This window comes from uncultured Lutibacter sp., from assembly GCF_937891065.1.
GTDB lineage: Bacteria > Bacteroidota > Bacteroidia > Flavobacteriales > Flavobacteriaceae > Lutibacter.
Window position 1 is genome coordinate 1 of sequence record NZ_CALAEQ010000128.1, and the last position, 17,972, is coordinate 17,972.

At 28.5% G+C, this 17,972-nt stretch carries 13 protein-coding genes; 3 read left to right on the forward strand and 10 right to left on the reverse strand.

Features of this window, described 5'->3' with window-relative positions; genetic code table 11:
- Nucleotides 1–12: 12 nt before the first annotated feature.
- The 10 genes from Q0352_RS07300 to Q0352_RS07345 form a co-directional block, all read right to left on the reverse strand.
- The gene (locus Q0352_RS07300; RefSeq protein WP_299525893.1) at nt 13–522 is read right to left on the reverse strand and encodes a GNAT family N-acetyltransferase; all 510 of its coding nucleotides are present in this window, start codon (nt 520–522) and stop codon (nt 13–15) included.
- A gap of 7 nt (nt 523–529) precedes the next feature.
- Nucleotides 530–1,378 carry an alpha/beta hydrolase fold domain-containing protein gene (locus Q0352_RS07305; RefSeq protein ID WP_299525895.1) on the reverse strand — a complete coding sequence of 283 codons (849 nt, stop codon included), beginning with the start codon at nt 1,376–1,378 and terminating at the stop codon, nt 530–532.
- 9 nt (nt 1,379–1,387) lie between these two features.
- Nucleotides 1,388–4,129: a PD-(D/E)XK nuclease family protein gene (locus Q0352_RS07310; protein WP_299525898.1), complete on the reverse strand. Its 2,742-nt coding sequence runs from the start codon at nt 4,127–4,129 to the stop codon at nt 1,388–1,390.
- Nucleotides 4,130–4,209: 80 nt separating this feature from the next.
- Nucleotides 4,210–5,574: an OmpA family protein gene (locus tag Q0352_RS07315; protein ID WP_299525901.1), complete on the reverse strand. Its 1,365-nt coding sequence runs from the start codon at nt 5,572–5,574 to the stop codon at nt 4,210–4,212.
- 119 nt (nt 5,575–5,693) lie between these two features.
- The gene (locus Q0352_RS07320; RefSeq protein WP_299525904.1) at nt 5,694–7,001 is read right to left on the reverse strand and encodes an OmpA family protein; all 1,308 of its coding nucleotides are present in this window, start codon (nt 6,999–7,001) and stop codon (nt 5,694–5,696) included.
- 112 nt (nt 7,002–7,113) lie between these two features.
- Nucleotides 7,114–8,307, reverse strand: a complete 1,194-nt coding sequence (gene kbl, locus Q0352_RS07325; RefSeq protein ID WP_299525907.1) for a glycine C-acetyltransferase — start codon at nt 8,305–8,307, stop codon at nt 7,114–7,116.
- Between the two features lie 31 nt (nt 8,308–8,338).
- Nucleotides 8,339–11,485, reverse strand: a complete 3,147-nt coding sequence (locus Q0352_RS07330; RefSeq protein ID WP_299525910.1) for an exodeoxyribonuclease V subunit beta — start codon at nt 11,483–11,485, stop codon at nt 8,339–8,341.
- 58 nt (nt 11,486–11,543) lie between these two features.
- Entirely contained in the window at nt 11,544–12,155 is a 612-nt protein-coding gene (locus Q0352_RS07335) for an outer membrane beta-barrel protein (RefSeq protein ID WP_299525913.1), read from the reverse strand.
- A gap of 100 nt (nt 12,156–12,255) precedes the next feature.
- The gene (locus tag Q0352_RS07340; RefSeq protein WP_299525916.1) at nt 12,256–12,690 is read right to left on the reverse strand and encodes a TerB family tellurite resistance protein; all 435 of its coding nucleotides are present in this window, start codon (nt 12,688–12,690) and stop codon (nt 12,256–12,258) included.
- Nucleotides 12,691–12,753: 63 nt separating this feature from the next.
- Nucleotides 12,754–13,194, reverse strand: a complete 441-nt coding sequence (locus Q0352_RS07345; RefSeq protein ID WP_299525919.1) for a TerB family tellurite resistance protein — start codon at nt 13,192–13,194, stop codon at nt 12,754–12,756.
- A 101-nt stretch (nt 13,195–13,295) separates the two neighbouring features.
- Between Q0352_RS07345 and mfd the strand changes: the two genes are divergently transcribed.
- The 3 genes from mfd to Q0352_RS07360 are packed head-to-tail and all read left to right on the forward strand — an operon-like array spanning nt 13,296 to nt 17,928.
- Nucleotides 13,296–16,664 carry a transcription-repair coupling factor gene (gene mfd, locus Q0352_RS07350; RefSeq protein ID WP_299525922.1) on the forward strand — a complete coding sequence of 1,123 codons (3,369 nt, stop codon included), beginning with the start codon at nt 13,296–13,298 and terminating at the stop codon, nt 16,662–16,664.
- A gap of 30 nt (nt 16,665–16,694) precedes the next feature.
- A complete protein-coding gene (locus Q0352_RS07355) occupies nt 16,695–17,558 on the forward strand; it encodes a DMT family transporter (RefSeq protein WP_299525926.1) in 864 nt (287 codons plus the stop codon).
- 1 nt (nt 17,559) lies between these two features.
- Nucleotides 17,560–17,928, forward strand: a complete 369-nt coding sequence (locus Q0352_RS07360; RefSeq protein WP_299525929.1) for a hypothetical protein — start codon at nt 17,560–17,562, stop codon at nt 17,926–17,928.
- Nucleotides 17,929–17,972: the final 44 nt, after the last annotated feature.

The window sequence follows — 17,972 nt, forward strand, 5'->3', positions numbered from 1 at the left end:
ATATTAGACTCTTTATGCATTTAAAACTTTTTCGTAGCAGTAAAACGGATGTTCACTCTGATTTGGAAAATATATGTTTTCTAATTTTACGTAATTACGTTTTTCATAAAATAGCTGATTCCTTTTATTTTGACTAAAAGTGTCTAACCGAATAGAATTGTACATGTTTTTTGAAGCATAATTTTCAGCAAAATCCATTAATTTTTGAGCATACCCATTTCCTTGAAAATTTGGATGAACTGCTAAACGATGAAGGTATAAATTTTTGAGGTTTTTAGTCAACCATTTTACATTTATATATTCTTTATCTTCAATTTCAGTTAGCACAATAATACCTTTAATAATTTCACTTTCTTCTAGTTTCCAAATTTGCCCTAATTCAATATCTGTTTGTAAAACTTCTTTTGAAGGATACTTTTCATTCCATTGAAAAATACCATTATCCATCATATCATTTGCGCAACTTTTTGTAAGTGAATGAAGCTGCTTTAAATCTGATATTTTCACTTTCTTAATGGTCATTAAAAAATTATTTTCGAAGAATAAATTCAATACTATGCTTCACAACTTTAGTTAAATGAAATGGTAGAACTAGTTTTCCCCAAGGTTGAGTACATCCCAAAGGATGATTCATTTTATCAATAAAAATTAGTTCACTTTTAGGATTCCAAGAATGTAAATTTTTTGCTTCATTAGGTAAAACTACATCATCATTTTCTCCATGAATAATTAAATGTGGAATTTTTATTTTTGAAACTGCATTTTTTATTGTTAACCGTTCTTCATTGTCTTTAAAATTTTGATAGAACTGATATAAATGCGGCATTTGTTGAAGTGTTCTACTATTTAAAATATAGGAAACACCTTGTTTTTTCCAGCCTTCTAATTTTTCACCATCAGGAAATCTCATACCATAATCTGAAACTCCAGCCCAAGTAATCAATTTTTTTATTTTTTTATTTTCAGAAGCTTTTATGGTTACAATTCCTCCACCTCGTGAATGCCCAATTAACGTAATATTATTAATATCAATTTCATTTTTAAAATCTGGTTTCGTAGTTACCCAATCAATTATATCTTCTAAATCATTCAGTTCTTTTATAAAGTTATTGTTTCCAAAAGCTTCTAAATCTGGAAAGTCTATTGGATTTTCTAATGTTCCTCCATTGTGTGAAAAATTGAATTTTACAAAAAAAATTGATTTTTTTACAAATACTTTTGATGCTAAATTCCAAGCACCCCAATCTTTATAACCTTTATAACCGTGACAAAAAATAACTATTGGTTTCTTTTTATTGTCTTTTATATATAAAGTATCAGTAACTATTGGCTTTGTATGATGTGTACTTTTTACTATTCTATTTTTAATTATTTGCATATAAAATATTTAAAATGGTAAATTTTTATTTTCAATAAAAGGAACTGCAGGGTCTGAAATTTCATAGATTAAGTTTTTAATCTGAACCATAAAATCTTGTATTCTTTCATCTGTTACTTCGTAGTCTGTTCCTCTAAATTTATCTGAAAAATTCATTTTTATAAATCCTGAATTTAAATTTTTAAAGGAAATAACTCCGCTTTGTAATGGTGAAATTTGTCTGTTTATTTTTGATGTATACAAATATGAATATAATAGAACTTGCATTGCTTTTGTGTATTTATAATCTTCACTAATAACGCTAAAATCGTATATTTTTAATTGATTAGCTTCAACTTTACCTGTTTTATAATCAATAATACGAGTAACGCCATCTAGCTCATCAATTCTATCTACAATTCCTCGTAAATTTATAGGAAAATTTACACCTTCAACTATTATTTCAGTATTTAATTTTTCCTCTAAAGCTATAATTTTTAATTGTTTATTTTCATTTAGCAGTTGCATTTCCTGCTTTAAAAATCGGTTGATAAGATTTTTGCTTACTTCAAAAATTAACTTATTTTTACCTGTTTGTACATTACCTTTTAAATAGTGTTTTCCAAAATATTTTGTAAGTAAAAAATTACATTTTTTCTGCATTTCTGCAATATTTTCTTTCTTTAAAAACTTGTTTAAATATGGCAAATACATCTCTTCCAGAACATCATGTATAACTGAACCCATTGTGTTTGCAGCTATGATTTCTTCAACCTCATCATCTTCATATATACCTAATACTTTTTGTTCATAAAAACTAACCGGATTGTAAATATAAGTTGCTAATGCTGATGGTGAAATACCTTTTATAAATACTTCTTTTAGTTTTTGTAGTACCTCTTCCGTTTTTTCAATTTGAATTAATGGAACTTCTATATGTTGAACTTTTGGACTTATAATTGTTTTTGTAATTGATGGATTATTGATTTCGAGTTGGGTTAGAAATCTACTTTTTTCTCCTGATCCATAACCGTCATTTTCTGTATTATAAATCAAGTAAATATTTTTTGCTCTCATTAATAAGCGCTGAAAATGATATGAAAATATAGCATCTTTTTCTTGATAAGTTGGCAACCCGAAATGCTTTTTAATATCATAAGGAATAAACGAAAAATCGTTTTTACCAGCAGGTAAAATACCTTCATTTACGGAAGTAATGATAACAGTTTCAAAATCTAAAGCCCGTGTTTCAAGCATTCCCATTAATTGCAATCCTTGTAAAGGTTCACCTTGAAACGATAATTTTTCATTTTGCAATAGCTGATTATAAAATAATGTTAGAGTTTTTAAATCGGCTATGTGGTTGTAGGTTGAGTTTAGCGATTCTAATTGTTGAAAAATAGTATAAAATCGATATAAATATTCTTTTTCAACACCTACAACAAATTCCTTTAATTCGTTTAATAAACTACAGCATTGTGTAATTATAGCATTTATATCTGTTGAAAAGTCAAACAACGAAAATAATAATGAAAGTTCTTTTTCCTCAGTAACAGATATCCATTTTTTTAATGTTTCTAGCCCTAAAAATATACTGTTTTCACTTTTAATTTTAGTCCCTATTTTTTGAAGTGTTTCATTATATAACTTATTTAAAAAAGGATCATTTAAAACGTTTAAAACATCTTTATGGTAAAAAACCTGTTCTTCTACCTTATTAAATTTCTGTTGATTTAAATGCAGTTTAAATATCGCATCAAACAAACTCGCAATTGGAATATCTTTTAAAGAATATCCCATAGTAATATTAATGTTTTTTACATTGTTTGGTAAAGAGTTTAGCGCTAACGTTAATAAATTCTCATCAGCTAATACCAATGCTGTTTTATTGAAGTTTTCTAATTTAGAAATAAGCTCTCCTGCATATTTTATTTGTGTAATATTTTTAGGTGCTCCTATTAAGTTTATATTTTGATTGGTAATTTCTTCGTTTTCTATCCATAAAAAAGGATTATTTTGATAGTAAACCCACTCACTCTTATATTTTCTTAAAAAAACACCTGCTTCATTAAATTTGTTGAAAATTGTTTGATTAGCATCCCAATAAACTGAAGCTATATTGTTATTCAACAATTCCTGAATAATATACTCCTCAGCTTTATTAAGCGCATTAAATCCAACAAAAACAATATGTTTATCTACATTATTATTTATGTAAAATTCTAAATTATTTTTAGCTTCTTTATAAATAAGACCTTGGTATCCAAATTTATTATTTTTAAGTTTTTTATTTAATCCTTTATATAGAATGTGTAAATATTCGAAAAATTGAAGGTAATTTATTGCTAGTTGACTCGGTTTTTTATCTTGAAACCATTCCTCTAATTTTTTAACATCTCTTAAATTATTGAAAAAAACTTCTGAATTTACTAAGTAGCTATCTATCTCATTAAAATCATGTAGCGCAATAGTAGCCCATTGATAAAATGCATCAAAAGGCTCAATGTTTTCTTTTGGTAAGTTTTGTTTATAGATGCTGTAAAATTCGAATAGTAATTGTGTATTATCAATTAAACTAATATCTCCAATTTCTTGAATGTAGTTTTCAATACTTATAATTTTTGGCAAAAAAGAGGAAGTTGGTAATTTTTTAATAATTTCTTCTTTCAAAAATACGCAAGAACGCTGACTAGGAAGAACAAATATTAAGTTTTCATAGCCTTTTTGTTTACTAAATATATCGTCAACAACTCTTGAAATAAATGATATCATTTAATTTCTGTTTAGTTTATAAAAATAAAAAAACCATTCGTAAACGAATGGCTTTTTTATGATTAAAAGAGAAAGTTTAATTAGTTCATTAATTTTACTTCAACTCTTCTATTTTGAGATCTACCTGATCTTGTATTATTTGATGCAATAGGCATATCTTCTCCAAATCCTTTAGCTGTTAAATTGCTTGAAGAAACTCCTTTAGAAACTAAATAATTTTTTACAGCTGTTGCTCTGCTCTCAGATAATTCTTGATTACGAACTTTACTTCCAGTGCTATCTGCATGTCCTGATATAGAAAACTCAGCCGTTGAATATTTAGCCATTATTTTAGATACCTCATCTAATTTTACAGGTGTTTCTTTTTTAAATAAGTCATTTCCTGATTCAAAATAAACAGTTTTAAATAACTCTTCTAATTTAGCAACTTCAACTTCAGTAATTTCAGGACAACCATTGTTAGAAGCAGGACCCGCCTCGTTTACACAATTATCATCTTTATCTAAAACGCTATCTCCATCTGTATCTGCCCAAGGACATCCTTTATTTTCTTTTGGACCTGCTACTTCAGGACAAGCATCATCTTTATCTAAAACGCTATCTCCATCAGTATCTGGACAACCTTTGTTAGCTTTAGTACCTTTTGCATTTGGACAAACATCATCTTTATCAGCAATCCCATCTTCATCAGCATCTGGACAACCATTTAAAGTTGCTAAACCTGCAACATTAGGGCAATCATCTTTTGAATCAATAACTCCATCACTATCTGAATCTGGACAACCTTTGTACTCTGCTAATCCGAAAACTTCTGGACAAGCATCAAATTTATCATAAACACCATCTCCATCTGTGTCAGTACCACCAAATTTAATTACAAACCCTAAAGAATGTTGAAAATGTTGTACAATACTACTTTCAAAAGAATGTTTGTATTTTGATTCTAAATTGAATCCTAAATTATCTGAAAACCAGAAATTTATTCCTAAACCACCATTAAAAGTTGCAGTCCCTAAATCACCTAACCAAGTGTAACCTCCACCTACAGATGCATAAGGATTAAACCAAGAAGTATTACCAATAACTTTATTAAGGTCATACTTTAAAGCTCCATCTAAACCATAATAAGTATCTTCCAATATTGTATTGTCACCAACTTTAGTTATTTTATTTAATGTTCCAGCCGCTTCAAAACTAAAACCATCAGCTAAATATTTACTAACTGTAAGTTTACTTAATGATGGAATAATATTGTAATGGTCAGATGTATTAACAAACTCATCAAACCAAGCTCCATGACCTGCTAAACCAGGGTTAGTTGGGTAAAAATCTACCGCATTTACACCAAGGCCAATTTCCCAAGGATTGTTTTCATCTTGTGCATTAACATTGTTGAAACCAGTAATTAATAATAAAGCCAATAAGGCTACTTTTAAATGTTTCATTTTTATATAATTTGATTAATAATTATTTTTATTCTTTTTCAATTTAACTTATAGCTTATTTTACATACACAAAAACCACTTTATTTTAAAAGTGGTTTTTGCTTATGAAACTATCTTATTTAGTTTTTTTCTTTAATTTCAACTCTTCTATTGTTGAATCTACCCTCTTTAGTTGAGTTAGTATCAATAAAATTACTTTCTCCATGTCCTTTTGCAAATAACCTATTTACATCAACACCTTTACTTACTAAGTAGTTTTTTACAGCGTTTGCTCTCGCATTAGATAACACTATATTTCTTTCGTCTGAACCTACGTTATCAGTATACCCGCTAACTGAAAATTTAAATTGTAAATTATAATCTTGATTTAAAAGAACAGCAACTTCATCTAAAATTTCAGTAACACCCGGTCTAAATGAAAATTTACCAGTATCAAAGTTAATACCTTTAGCTGCTTCATCAACAGTTGTTTGATCTTGGAAATTTTCTGGACAACCTTCATTAGAAGCTGGTCCTGGAACAGTAATACACTTATCTAAAATATCAATTACACCATCTCCATCATTATCAATATAAGGACAACCACTATTAGGCTCTGGACCAAATACGTTTGGACATTCGTCTTCAGAATCTGTTACACCATCTCCATCTGCATCAGGGCAACCTTGTAATGTAATTAAACCTGCAATCTCTGGACAAGCATCATCTTTATCTGGAACTCCATCACCATCTGTATCAGGGCAACCATTAAATTCAGCTAAACCTGCAACATTAGGACATTCATCACAGCAGTCAGATATTCCATCATCATCAGCATCTGTATCTGGACAGCCATTGAATTCAGCTAAACCTGCAACACGTGGACAATCATCATCTCTATCTCTAATTCCATCACCATCAGAATCTGATTTTCCAAATCTCCAAACTAATCCTACTGAATGTTGGTACATTTCAAAATCTATTGGTGTATTAACTTTTTTATATTCACTTCTAAGTGTCATTCCAACATTGTCATTAAACCAAGCGTTAAATCCTGCTCCTAGTTTAAATCCTAAACCGCTTTCAGAACCTAATGAATTTTGTCCTACACCTGTATATAAAAATGGGTCAAACCATTTTGTATCTCCAAATACATTGTTTAAATCATATTTTACATTTAAGTCTAAACCAAAAAATGTTGCATCCGCACCAGAGCCCCAAGGCCTCCCAACTTCATTAACAGATCCTGCTAATTCTAGACTAAACCCTTTACCTATATATCTTCCAAGAGATATAAAAGGCATAATGTTTCCTGAATCTCCATCTTTAATATCAATGTAATTTGCTCCAACAGTTGTCATCCAAGGATGTCCTTCGTCCTGAGCGCTAACGTTGCTATAGGATACTACTAGCAATAAAGCCAATACGGCAATTTTTAAGTGTTTCATTTTCAAAAATTTAAATTTAATGTTCTTTTTTTTTACAATAAGCGATTTTCCGCCTAGACTTAGTGACAAAAATACAAAATTATCTTAAACATAGTGTATTTTTACTAATTTTCTATACTATATTCAACTTTTTACCAACCTTAACGAAAGCTTTTATTGCTTTATCTAAATGTTCTTTATTGTGAGCGGCGGATAATTGCACTCTAATTCTTGCCTTTTCTTTAGGAACTACTGGGAAAAAGAAACCTATAACATATATACCTTCTTCTAAAAGCATATTTGCCATGTTTTGAGCTAATTTAGCATCATAAAGCATAACAGGGACAATTGCTGAGTCGCCTTTAACAATATCGAAACCTTCATTTAACATTGCTTCTTTAAAATAGTTTGTGTTCCATTCTAGTTTATCTCTAAAAGAAGTGTTGTTTGAAATCATCTCAAAAACTTTTAAGGATGCTCCAACGATAGCTGGTGCTAAAGAATTTGAAAATAAATACGGTCTTGAACGTTGACGCAATAATTCTATAATTTCTTTTTTACCAGTTGTATAACCTCCCATAGCACCTCCAAGTGCTTTTCCAAGTGTTCCGGTAATAATATCTACTCTACCTATTACATTTTTCAATTCTAATGTACCTCTTCCTGTTTTTCCAATAAAACCTGCTGCATGGCACTCATCAACCATAACTAAAGCATCATATTTATCAGCTAAATCACATATTTTATCTAAACTTGCTACAATTCCATCCATAGAAAAAACACCATCTGTTACAATAATTTTAAAACGATGTTCTTTCTTATTAGCTTCTATAAGTTGTTCTTCTAATGAAGCCATATCATTATTATTATATCTATATCTTGAAGCTTTACATAAACGAACGCCATCAATAATTGAAGCATGATTTAATGAATCTGAAATTATAGCATCCTCATCTGAAAAAAGAGGTTCAAAAACACCTCCATTAGCGTCAAATGCCGCTGCATAAAGAATCGTGTCTTCTGTTTTATAAAACGCTGCAATTTTTTCTTCCAATTCTTTATGGATATCTTGAGTTCCACAAATAAAACGAACTGATGACATTCCAAAACCATGAGAATCCATGGCGTCTTTTGCCGCTTGAATTACTTCTTTATTGTTTGATAATCCTAAATAGTTATTTGCACAGAAGTTGATAACTTCTTCTCCAGTACTAATTTTTATTACTGCATCTTGAGATGTTGTTATAATTCGTTCAGATTTGAATAAACCCGCTTCTTTTATGTCTTGTAATTCTTTTTGTAAGTGTTGTTGTATTTTACCGTACATTTTTGTTTGTTTTTTTACAAAATTATTAATTTTAAACTTCTTCTACACTAATTTCTGAATTAATATAAACCAATAATTTTTTTTCAATTGAATAATTTAAATTTTCTAAGGTTTTTGCGTAATTACTAATTTGTTGATGATACTTTTTATCAGGTTTTCCAGTTTTATAATCTATAATAATAATCTTATTGTTTTTTACAACCAACCTATCTGGAATTATTATTTTCTTGTCTGATGTTACAATTTCTTGTTCATTATAAACCTGATTGTTTTGTTCGAAATAGCTATACAATAGTTCATGGCTTACAATTTTATTTATAATTATTGTTATTTCATTTTGCTGAAATTTAGTTATTTCACCTTTGTATACATATTGATTTACAACATTATAAATATCATCTTTAGTTTTAATTTTTGATAAAATTTCATGAATTAAATTACCAAATCCTATAGCTTTTCCTTGCTCCGTTTCCCAAAGTAATGATGAATTAGCAACAATAGAAATATTATGATTTTTCCAAGAATTTGTAATAAAACTATTTTGGGTAGTTGTTTTACTCTCAACTATTTTCGGAATGTTAATTCTTTTTCTATCACCAAAACTATATTCACTTTTTTCAGAATCCCATACATTTAATTCTTTTAAAAAATTTATAAAAAGCCCTGATGAATGGTTTAGATTTTCTTCATTTTTTACAGATATGCTATTTTCTGAAACAATATACAATTGTTCTATTGGCCGTGTTAATGCAACATATAATATATTGAAATTATCTAACTCTAACTCTTCTCTTTGATGCTTATATAAGCATTCTCCTTGTTCTCCAACATAATTTAATTTGTTACTAGCATTTATCAAAATCGATTTTATTGAACTTGTTTGATTATATGAATACCAAACTGTTGGATTAATCTGTCTATAAATCTCAATATTATACGGATAAATTACAACAGGAAATTCTAAGCCTTTTGCCTTATGAATTGTCATAATTCTAACTGCATTTTTAGTCTCAGGGGCAACAATACTCAATTTGTCTTTTTTTAATTCCCAATATTCTAAAAAGCTATGAAGTGAAACTTGTTTCTTTTGTTGAAACTCAAAAACAACGTCTAAAAAAAATTGAATGTTTGAATCTGATTCTGTTACCAAATTAAAACTTCTTATAATATATTCAATACTTTCATAAAACGGACTTTGAATAAATTCGTTATAATTAAAAAGCACATGATGTTTTCTCAACGCTTCAAAAAATTGAAGGTTTGTTAAATTTATAAAGTGACTAAAGAATAAATGTTTTTGTTCCTTTATTTTTAAATATTCAAATAAGAAATATAATAATTTAATTTTATACTCTTTATTTAAAGGGTTTTGAAGCACGTTTAGCAAATCAATAATAAAACTCACTTTTGAACTATTTCCCAAAAGCAATGTTTCTGAAGAAATAATTTCAATTCCGTTTTCTGATAAATAGTTTGCAACTTCAATTCCTTGTTTTCTAGTTCTTACCAACACGCAAACTTCATTTTTTTCAAAAGAACTGTCTAAATTATGGATAATTTCTAATACTTTTTTAGGGTAAACCAAGTCTCTTTCTTCATCATCTTTTTGCTTTTCCACAAAAGATAATTGCACATAGCCACCTTCTTTTTTAGTGGTTTTTTGACTATTTCCTTCTAAAAATAAGTTACTAAAACTTTCGTTGTTTAAAAATTTTGAGATATGCTTAAAAAAGGAATTATTAAAATTTATTATTTCTGAATAACTTCGAAAATTGGTTTCTAAATTAGCTCGTGTTTTTTCTACTTGAAATGGATTGTTTTCAATATTTTTTTCATCAGAAGAAAGCTCAATAAATTGTTCTGCTTTACCACCTCTCCATCTGTAAATTGATTGTTTTGCATCGCCAACTAATAATAATTTCCCTTGTTCACCAGCTTCATTTTCTGATGAAATAACATTATCTATTAACGGTATTAAATTTTTCCATTGCAATTCAGAAGTATCCTGCATTTCGTCAATAAAATAATATCTGAATTTTTCACCTAAACGTTCATAAATAAAAGGTGCTGGTTCATTTTTAATTGTATCATTTATTCTTTGATTAAATTCTGCATTCAGCAAAATATTGTTTTCACTTTTAATCTCCTCTAAAGCACTATTTATATAATTTAAAACTGCTAACGGAATTAAACTATTTAAAATTAAATCATTCAATGTCTTTTGCTGAAATAATAATTCCGACTCATTGTATAATGTTACCAACTGAGGAATAATAGCATCAATTGCATTTTTTACAGAAGAGGATTTAGACTTTGAATAAAATGTTTCTTCAATAATATTTTTTTTGAAAGTATTTTGATCAAAAAATGAAGCTTTTTTATAAGAAACCGTGAGTACGTTAAAATGCTTTGGGAATTGAGAATAATAAAAATCTTTATCGTCAACACCACTTTCACTAATAATACTAAGCCCTTTGTTTCCAATTTCTAAAAACGCTGCTTCAATTTTTTTGTTTTCTTTTTTAAGTTTTTCCTTTAGTATTTTGAATTCCTGAATTGAGATATTGTTTAATGCTTTTAAATGCTTGGCATGGTTTTCATTTAAAATTATTTTAGCAAACATTTTAAGTTCTTTAGAAATATCCCAGGCTTTATCGTCATCTAACTTTTGAAGCGAATAACTCACCAACAAATCTGTCAATTCTTTATGTTCACCAATTTTAGAAATTACAACATCAACTGCTTCATTTAACAAACTTTCAGCATCCATTTCAACTTCAAAATTCATTGGAAGGTGTAAATCATGTGCAAAAGTTCTAATTAATTTATGGGTAAAACTATCAATGGTAGTAATACTAAATGCTGAATAATTTTGTAGAATAGCATTTAAAATTAATTGAGATCTGTTAAAAACGGTTTCTTCTGTTAAATTTGTTTCCATACAAATCACAGGAAGCATATCGTTTGCTTCTTTCTCTGAAAACGATTGAAGATTTTCAACAACACGCGCTTTCATTTCAGCAGCAGCTTTATTGGTAAAGGTTACTGCTAAAATTTGTTGAAATTTATAAATATTCGTGCTTGATAAAAGAATTTTTAAATATTCTTTAACCAATGTAAAGGTTTTTCCGCTTCCAGCTGAAGCGTTATAAACTTGAAACGAAGTTGCTTGTTGCATTCATAGAAATTAGAAATGCAAGTTAATAAATTATATACGTTTTAATAAAATTTTATCATCATCCTCTCCATTTAACTTTTGAGGCGCTATTTAATTTAAAAACCAACCCAAAACTATGTTGAAAATAATCAGTTGCTGTAGATGTAGGATTATGATTATAATCTGACTGAAAATTTAAACCTACAGAACTTGAAAACCAAGCATTAAAACCCCAGCCAGCAGCAATATTAAAATTATTCGTGTCACCAATTTTAGAATATCCAAATCCTGAAAGCACATAAGGATCAAACCAACTAGTTTCTCCAATTAATCGGTTTAAATCATATCTTAATTTTGCATCCATTGCAAAAAAAGAATCATTTAATAATACATCTCCAGTATTATAACCAAATCCTTTTTTAATTTTATTTCCTGATGCTGATAGTTGTAAAGAAACTCCCTTTTTTATGTACATAGCCGTAAAAACTCTAATAGCGCCGCCGGACATATTTGCATCTTTAAAAATATCTCTAAAAATACCAGAAATACCATCTGGTGTTCTAATATTAACTACATTAATACCACCTCCAACAACCCAAGTGTTATCTTCATCTTGTGAGTAAAGCAAATTATTTATCAAAAAAAATATTAAAAAAAGAAGTCCTATTCTTTCATGAATTCTATTATTCATATCTCATTTAGGGATTTTTTATTATAAAATTGAAATACAACACATCTGTTAAATTTTGTAAAAAGTATTATAACTGATTAAAATTTAAAACAGTATAAAACTATATTCTATTTACATACTTTATAGCTTTTGTAAAATCTTCTAAATCGTTATTATTTAAAATTAAATGAATGGTTTCATCTGCAACTTTTTCCACATTATCTATAGGAAAACCAAGGCCAACACAAATACTTCTTAATACTTTTGCCTCATCTCCAGACACTTCACCATCAGCATAAATCATTTTTCCTAAATCGTATAAATGTTCAATACGCTCATTATAATTATGTGGTGTATGTACAGAATACTCTGAAGGATTTTGAAGAATTTCATTATATTTATCTTCTAATATATGAAACCTATTAGCCAACCTTTTTAATAATTTTTCTTCTCCTTCTGTGATTACTTTATCAGCCAATGCTAATCTTACAACACTTGCAAAATGCTCAATATTTCTTTTTTGTTCTCCACTTAAATTATAATCTGATAATCCCATATAATCACTTTTTATAGCAAATATAAAAAAATCATCAAAACAACCACTATTTTAAAAGTTAGATTAGTGCTTTATTGGATTTACTTTTTTAATAGCGTTTTTAAAATCTTCAATGTCAGGCTCTTTTAAAAAGAATTTAATCGCTTCTTTTACTATTTTTCTAACATTTTCTAAAGGAAACCCTAGCCCAACTGCAATTCTATCAAGCATTGATGTTTTATCAATAGTTGGGTTTTTATCTAAAAATAACATTTTTGTTAAATCATATAAACACTCCAAGCGTTTTTCATAACTTACTGGTGGGTTTACAGGATAATTCTTAGGGTTTTTTAAAATTGCATCAAACTCATTTTTGTTAATATCAAGCCTCACTGCCAATCTTTTTAATAATTCCTGTTCTTTAGCATCAATTTTATTGTCTAATAATGCTAATCTAACTATGGTCGCGAAATGCGCAATGTTTTGTTCATGAAGTCCTGTTGGATATAAATCTGATATAGACATAACTTCTGTTTTTATTAATTCATTCTTATAAATTTAAGGAATTCTCATTTAATATTTCGCTTTTTTCTATAAAATGCTACCTTTGGCAAAATTTGCAACTTTTGAGCAAACAACATATTATTAAAATTTACGAGCAAATTGTTCAAGAAAAACAATTAGTCGATTACTTATCAAAAGAGAATCACCATTTTCAAATTACGAATTTGGTTGGATCTTCGTTGTCTTTTGTTATTTCAGAAAGCTTTAAAAAAGTTGAAAAACCATTCCTATTAATATTTAATGATAAGGAAGAAGCTGCCTATTATTTAAACGATTTAGAACAACTTTTAAATGAAAAAGATGTCCTTTTTTATCCAGGTTCCTACAGAAGACCTTATCAAATTGAAGAAACCGACAATGCTAATGTTTTATTACGATCAGAAGTTTTAAACCGAATAAATTCTCGTAAAAAACCCGCCATTATTGTTACGTATCCTGAAGCACTTTTTGAACAAGTTGTAACCAAGGCTGAACTAAACAGAAACACATTAAAAGTAAACGTTAAAGATCAATTAGGGTTAGATTTTGTAAACGAAGTTTTGTTTGAATATCACTTTAACAGAGTCGATTTTGTTTCTGAGCCTGGTGAATTTTCAGTAAGAGGTGGTATTATTGATGTGTTTTCATTTTCACATGACGAACCTTATAGGATAGAATTTTTTGGTGACGAAGTTGATAGCATCAGAACTTTTGATGTTGAAACACAACTTTCAACTGAAAAATTAACTAAAATTAGTATTATGCCCAATGTTGAATTAAAAACATTGGTTGAAAAACGAGAAGCTTTTTTAAAATACATTTCAGATAAAACTGTTATTTTCTCAAAAGATGTTGAGTTACTTTCAAATACACTCGATAAACTTTTTGTGAAAGCCGAAGAAGCTTTTACAAAGTTATCATCAGTAATAAATCATTCAAAACCAAACGAATTATTTTGTGATGGAAATCTTATAAAAAAACAATTACAAGATTTTACGTTTGTTGAAATTGAAAATATTCATCATTCAGAATCCCATAAAAAAGTTCCCAATAAAGTTGGGAATAACGTTATACAATTCAATACAAAACCTCAGCCTTCATTTAACAAACAATTTGAATTGTTAATGGAAGATTTTCATAAAAACACTGAAAACGGATTCAAAAATTATTTGTTTTGCGATTCACAGAAACAAGCTGATCGTTTTCATGATATTTTTAAGGATATTGATACCGAAATTCAATATAAAACATTGGTTTTTCCATTATACCAAGGCTTTATTGATGTTGAAAATAAATTAGTTTGCTATACCGATCATCAAATTTTTGAGCGTTATCATAAATTTCGATTAAAAAATGGGTACGCAAAAAAACAATCCATCACTTTAAAAGAATTAACCAACCTTGAAATTGGCGATTTTGTAACACATATTGATCACGGGATTGGGAAATTTGGTGGGCTTCAAAAAATTGATGTTGAAGGAAAAAAGCAAGAAGCTATCAAATTAATTTATGGCGATCGAGATATTTTATACATCAGCATTCATTCGCTTCATAAAATTTCAAAATATACTGGTAAAGATGGAAAAGCACCTAAATTATACAAATTAGGTTCGGGTGCTTGGAAAAAATTAACCCAAAAAACTAAATCTCGCATAAAACATATTGCATTTAATTTAATTGAATTATATGCAAAACGAAAAGTGCAAAAAGGTTTTCAATTCAATCCAGATAGTTATTTACAACACGAATTAGAAGCAAGTTTTTTATACGAAGACACACCTGATCAATCTTCATCAACCCAAGATGTAAAAAATGATATGGAAAAAGAACAACCAATGGACAGATTGGTTTGTGGCGATGTAGGTTTTGGGAAAACCGAAATTGCTATTAGAGCTGCTTTTAAAGCTGTTGATAACGGAAAACAAGTGGCTATTTTAGTACCAACCACTATTTTGGCTTATCAACATTTTAAAACATTTAGTGAGCGATTAAAAGAATTCCCTGTTGTGGTTGATTATTTAAACCGATTTAGAACGGCTAATCAACGAAAAGGAGTTTTAGAAGGATTGGCAAATGGCTCAGTTGATATTGTTATTGGAACCCATCAACTCACAAATTCAGCCATAAAATATAAAGATTTAGGTTTGCTAATTGTAGATGAAGAGCAAAAATTTGGTGTAGCAGTGAAGGATAAATTAAAAACACTGAAAGAAAATATTGATACGTTAACCCTTACGGCAACTCCAATTCCAAGAACATTACAATTTTCGTTAATGGCCGCAAGAGATTTATCTATTATAAATACTCCACCGCCAAATAGAGTTCCTATTGAAAGTAATGTAGTCCGTTTTTCTGAAGAAATTATTCGTGACGCTATTCGATATGAAATTCAACGAGGCGGACAAATATTTTTTATTCATAATAGAATTGAAAACATTAAAGAAGTTGCTGGTTTATTGCAACGTTTAGTTCCTGATGCTAAAATTGGAATTGGTCACGGACAAATGGAAGGTAAAAAATTAGAAGGCTTAATGCTCGCTTTTATTAATAATGAATTTGATGTGTTGGTTTCTACAACCATTGTTGAAAGTGGTTTAGATGTTCCAAATGCAAACACCATTTTTATTAATAATGCAAATAATTTCGGCTTGTCAGATTTGCATCAAATGCGTGGAAGAGTTGGGCGATCAAATAAAAAAGCGTTTTGTTATTTTATTACACCTCCATTTCATATGATGACTGATGATGCTAGAAAAAGAATTGAAGCTATTTCATTATTTACCGATTTAGGAAGCGGAATTAATATTGCAATGAAAGATTTAGAAATTCGTGGTGCTGGTGATTTATTAGGTGGTGAACAAAGTGGTTTTATAAATGAAATAGGTTTTGAAACCTATCAGAAAATTTTAAATGAAACTATTGAAGAGCTGAAAGAAAATGAGTTTAAAGATTTATATAAAGATGCTTCAGAAAAACCAAAAGATTATGTGAGAGATATTCAAATTGATACTGATTTTGAAATCTTATTTCCTGATGATTATATCAGTGTTATTTCAGAACGTTTAAATTTATACAATCAATTAAGTGACCTGAAAACAGCAGAAGATTTACAAAAATTTGAAAGTCAATTAATTGATCGTTTTGGAGAACTTCCAATACAAGTTGTAGATTTATTAGATAGTGTTCGTATAAAATGGCTTGCCAAACATTTAGGTATTGAACGCCTTATTTTAAAGCAAAAAAGAATGATTTGTTATTTTATTTCTAATCAACAAAGTTCATTTTATCAAACAACAATTTTTACGAATATTTTACAATTTGTTCAGCAAAACAGAACCATTTGTACCATGAAAGAAAAAGAAACTAAAAATGGTTTGCGTTTATTATTAACCTTTATTAAAATTGATTCCGTTAAAAAAGCGTTGGCAACTCTTCAAAATATTGAGCATTGAAATAAATGCTAAAAAATAATGATTAAACAGATGAAAAGCGAACATTTAAAACATGTAATTGAACTAAATATAGCTGTGCTACTAGTTAGTACATCTGGTCTTTTAGGGCGATATATTTCAATGCCACCACCTGTAACAATTTGGTTACGTTGTTTGTTAGCTGTTGTAATTTTAGGTGCTTATATTTGGTATAAAAAAATAGATTTAAAGGTTGAACGTAAAAAAGACTGGGTAACCATTATTTTAAGTGGATTGTTTTTTGGAGCTCATTGGATAACTTATTTTTATGCATTACAACTTTCAAATGTTGCTATTGGAATGCTTTCTCTATTTACGTATCCAGTAATAACTGCGCTATTAGAACCTTTATTTTTTAAAACAAAACTAAATGTAAAACATGTACTTTTAGGTGTCATAGTTTTAATTGGTGTTTATTTTCTGTCCCCTGAATTTAACATTGAAAATAATCATACAAAAGGAGTACTCTTTGGTTTAATTTCAGCAGTTTTTTATGCGATTCGGAATATTTTAATGAAGAAAAAAGTAGCTAATTACCATGGTTCTATGTTAATGTTTTATCAAATGTTAATTATTACGTTGGTTTTATGGCCTGTGTTATTTATTTTTGAAGTAAAACCTACAACAAACGATTGGCAAGCATTGCTAGTTTTAGCTTTAGTGACTACTTCAATTGGGCATACATTATTTGTGATGAGTTTTAAGAATTTTTCTATTAGCACAGCAAGTATTATGAGTAGTGTACAACCAATTTATGGAATTATATTTGGGTTCTTGTTATTAAACGAAATACCTTCAGGAAATACATTAATTGGAGGTTTTTTAATTCTTACAACGGTTGTTATTGAAAGTATAAATTCACGTAAAAAAAAGTAGTATGGAGTTTTTTAGAATTATTGATAAACAAGTAACTGAAGAAATTATTCAAACTAGCATAAATCCAGAAAATTTAGAAAAATTTACAGATTCTATGTTTTTTTTGGAAGAAAACGACAATAATTTTAAAGGAGGTACGCTTTGGGGTGAATTCAATATTAGTTATGACATAATAAAAGGTGGAATTCGTTTTACATTATTAGATTGTCCAAATGCTTTATCTTGGACAATTACCACAGGTTTTTCACCTGAAAAAACTAAAATTATAATTCATTCTACCATCAACAGAACTCAAAAACCAGCAGAGTTTATTGAAGAAGTAAATGAGTTTTTAGACGAATGGGAATCGGGGTTAATTAGCCAATTTTAAATAGTAAACTCCATTTTATAATAATCATTAACGTCAATCACCAT

What these genes read in the sequence shown, in the direction of transcription:
- Q0352_RS07300 (WP_299525893.1), bottom strand. Translation starts at nt 522, where the DNA reads ATGACCATTAAGAAAGTGAAAATATCAGATTTAAAGCAGCTTCATTCA.
- Q0352_RS07305 (WP_299525895.1), bottom strand. Translation starts at nt 1,378, where the DNA reads ATGCAAATAATTAAAAATAGAATAGTAAAAAGTACACATCATACAAAG.
- Q0352_RS07310 (WP_299525898.1), bottom strand. Translation starts at nt 4,129, where the DNA reads ATGATATCATTTATTTCAAGAGTTGTTGACGATATATTTAGTAAACAA.
- Q0352_RS07315 (WP_299525901.1), bottom strand. Translation starts at nt 5,574, where the DNA reads ATGAAACATTTAAAAGTAGCCTTATTGGCTTTATTATTAATTACTGGT.
- Q0352_RS07320 (WP_299525904.1), bottom strand. Translation starts at nt 7,001, where the DNA reads ATGAAACACTTAAAAATTGCCGTATTGGCTTTATTGCTAGTAGTATCC.
- kbl (WP_299525907.1), bottom strand. Translation starts at nt 8,307, where the DNA reads ATGTACGGTAAAATACAACAACACTTACAAAAAGAATTACAAGACATA.
- Q0352_RS07330 (WP_299525910.1), bottom strand. Translation starts at nt 11,485, where the DNA reads ATGCAACAAGCAACTTCGTTTCAAGTTTATAACGCTTCAGCTGGAAGC.
- Q0352_RS07335 (WP_299525913.1), bottom strand. Translation starts at nt 12,155, where the DNA reads ATGAATAATAGAATTCATGAAAGAATAGGACTTCTTTTTTTAATATTT.
- Q0352_RS07340 (WP_299525916.1), bottom strand. Translation starts at nt 12,690, where the DNA reads ATGGGATTATCAGATTATAATTTAAGTGGAGAACAAAAAAGAAATATT.
- Q0352_RS07345 (WP_299525919.1), bottom strand. Translation starts at nt 13,194, where the DNA reads ATGTCTATATCAGATTTATATCCAACAGGACTTCATGAACAAAACATT.
- Q0352_RS07355 (WP_299525926.1), top strand. Translation starts at nt 16,695, where the DNA reads ATGAAAAGCGAACATTTAAAACATGTAATTGAACTAAATATAGCTGTG.
- Q0352_RS07360 (WP_299525929.1), top strand. Translation starts at nt 17,560, where the DNA reads ATGGAGTTTTTTAGAATTATTGATAAACAAGTAACTGAAGAAATTATT.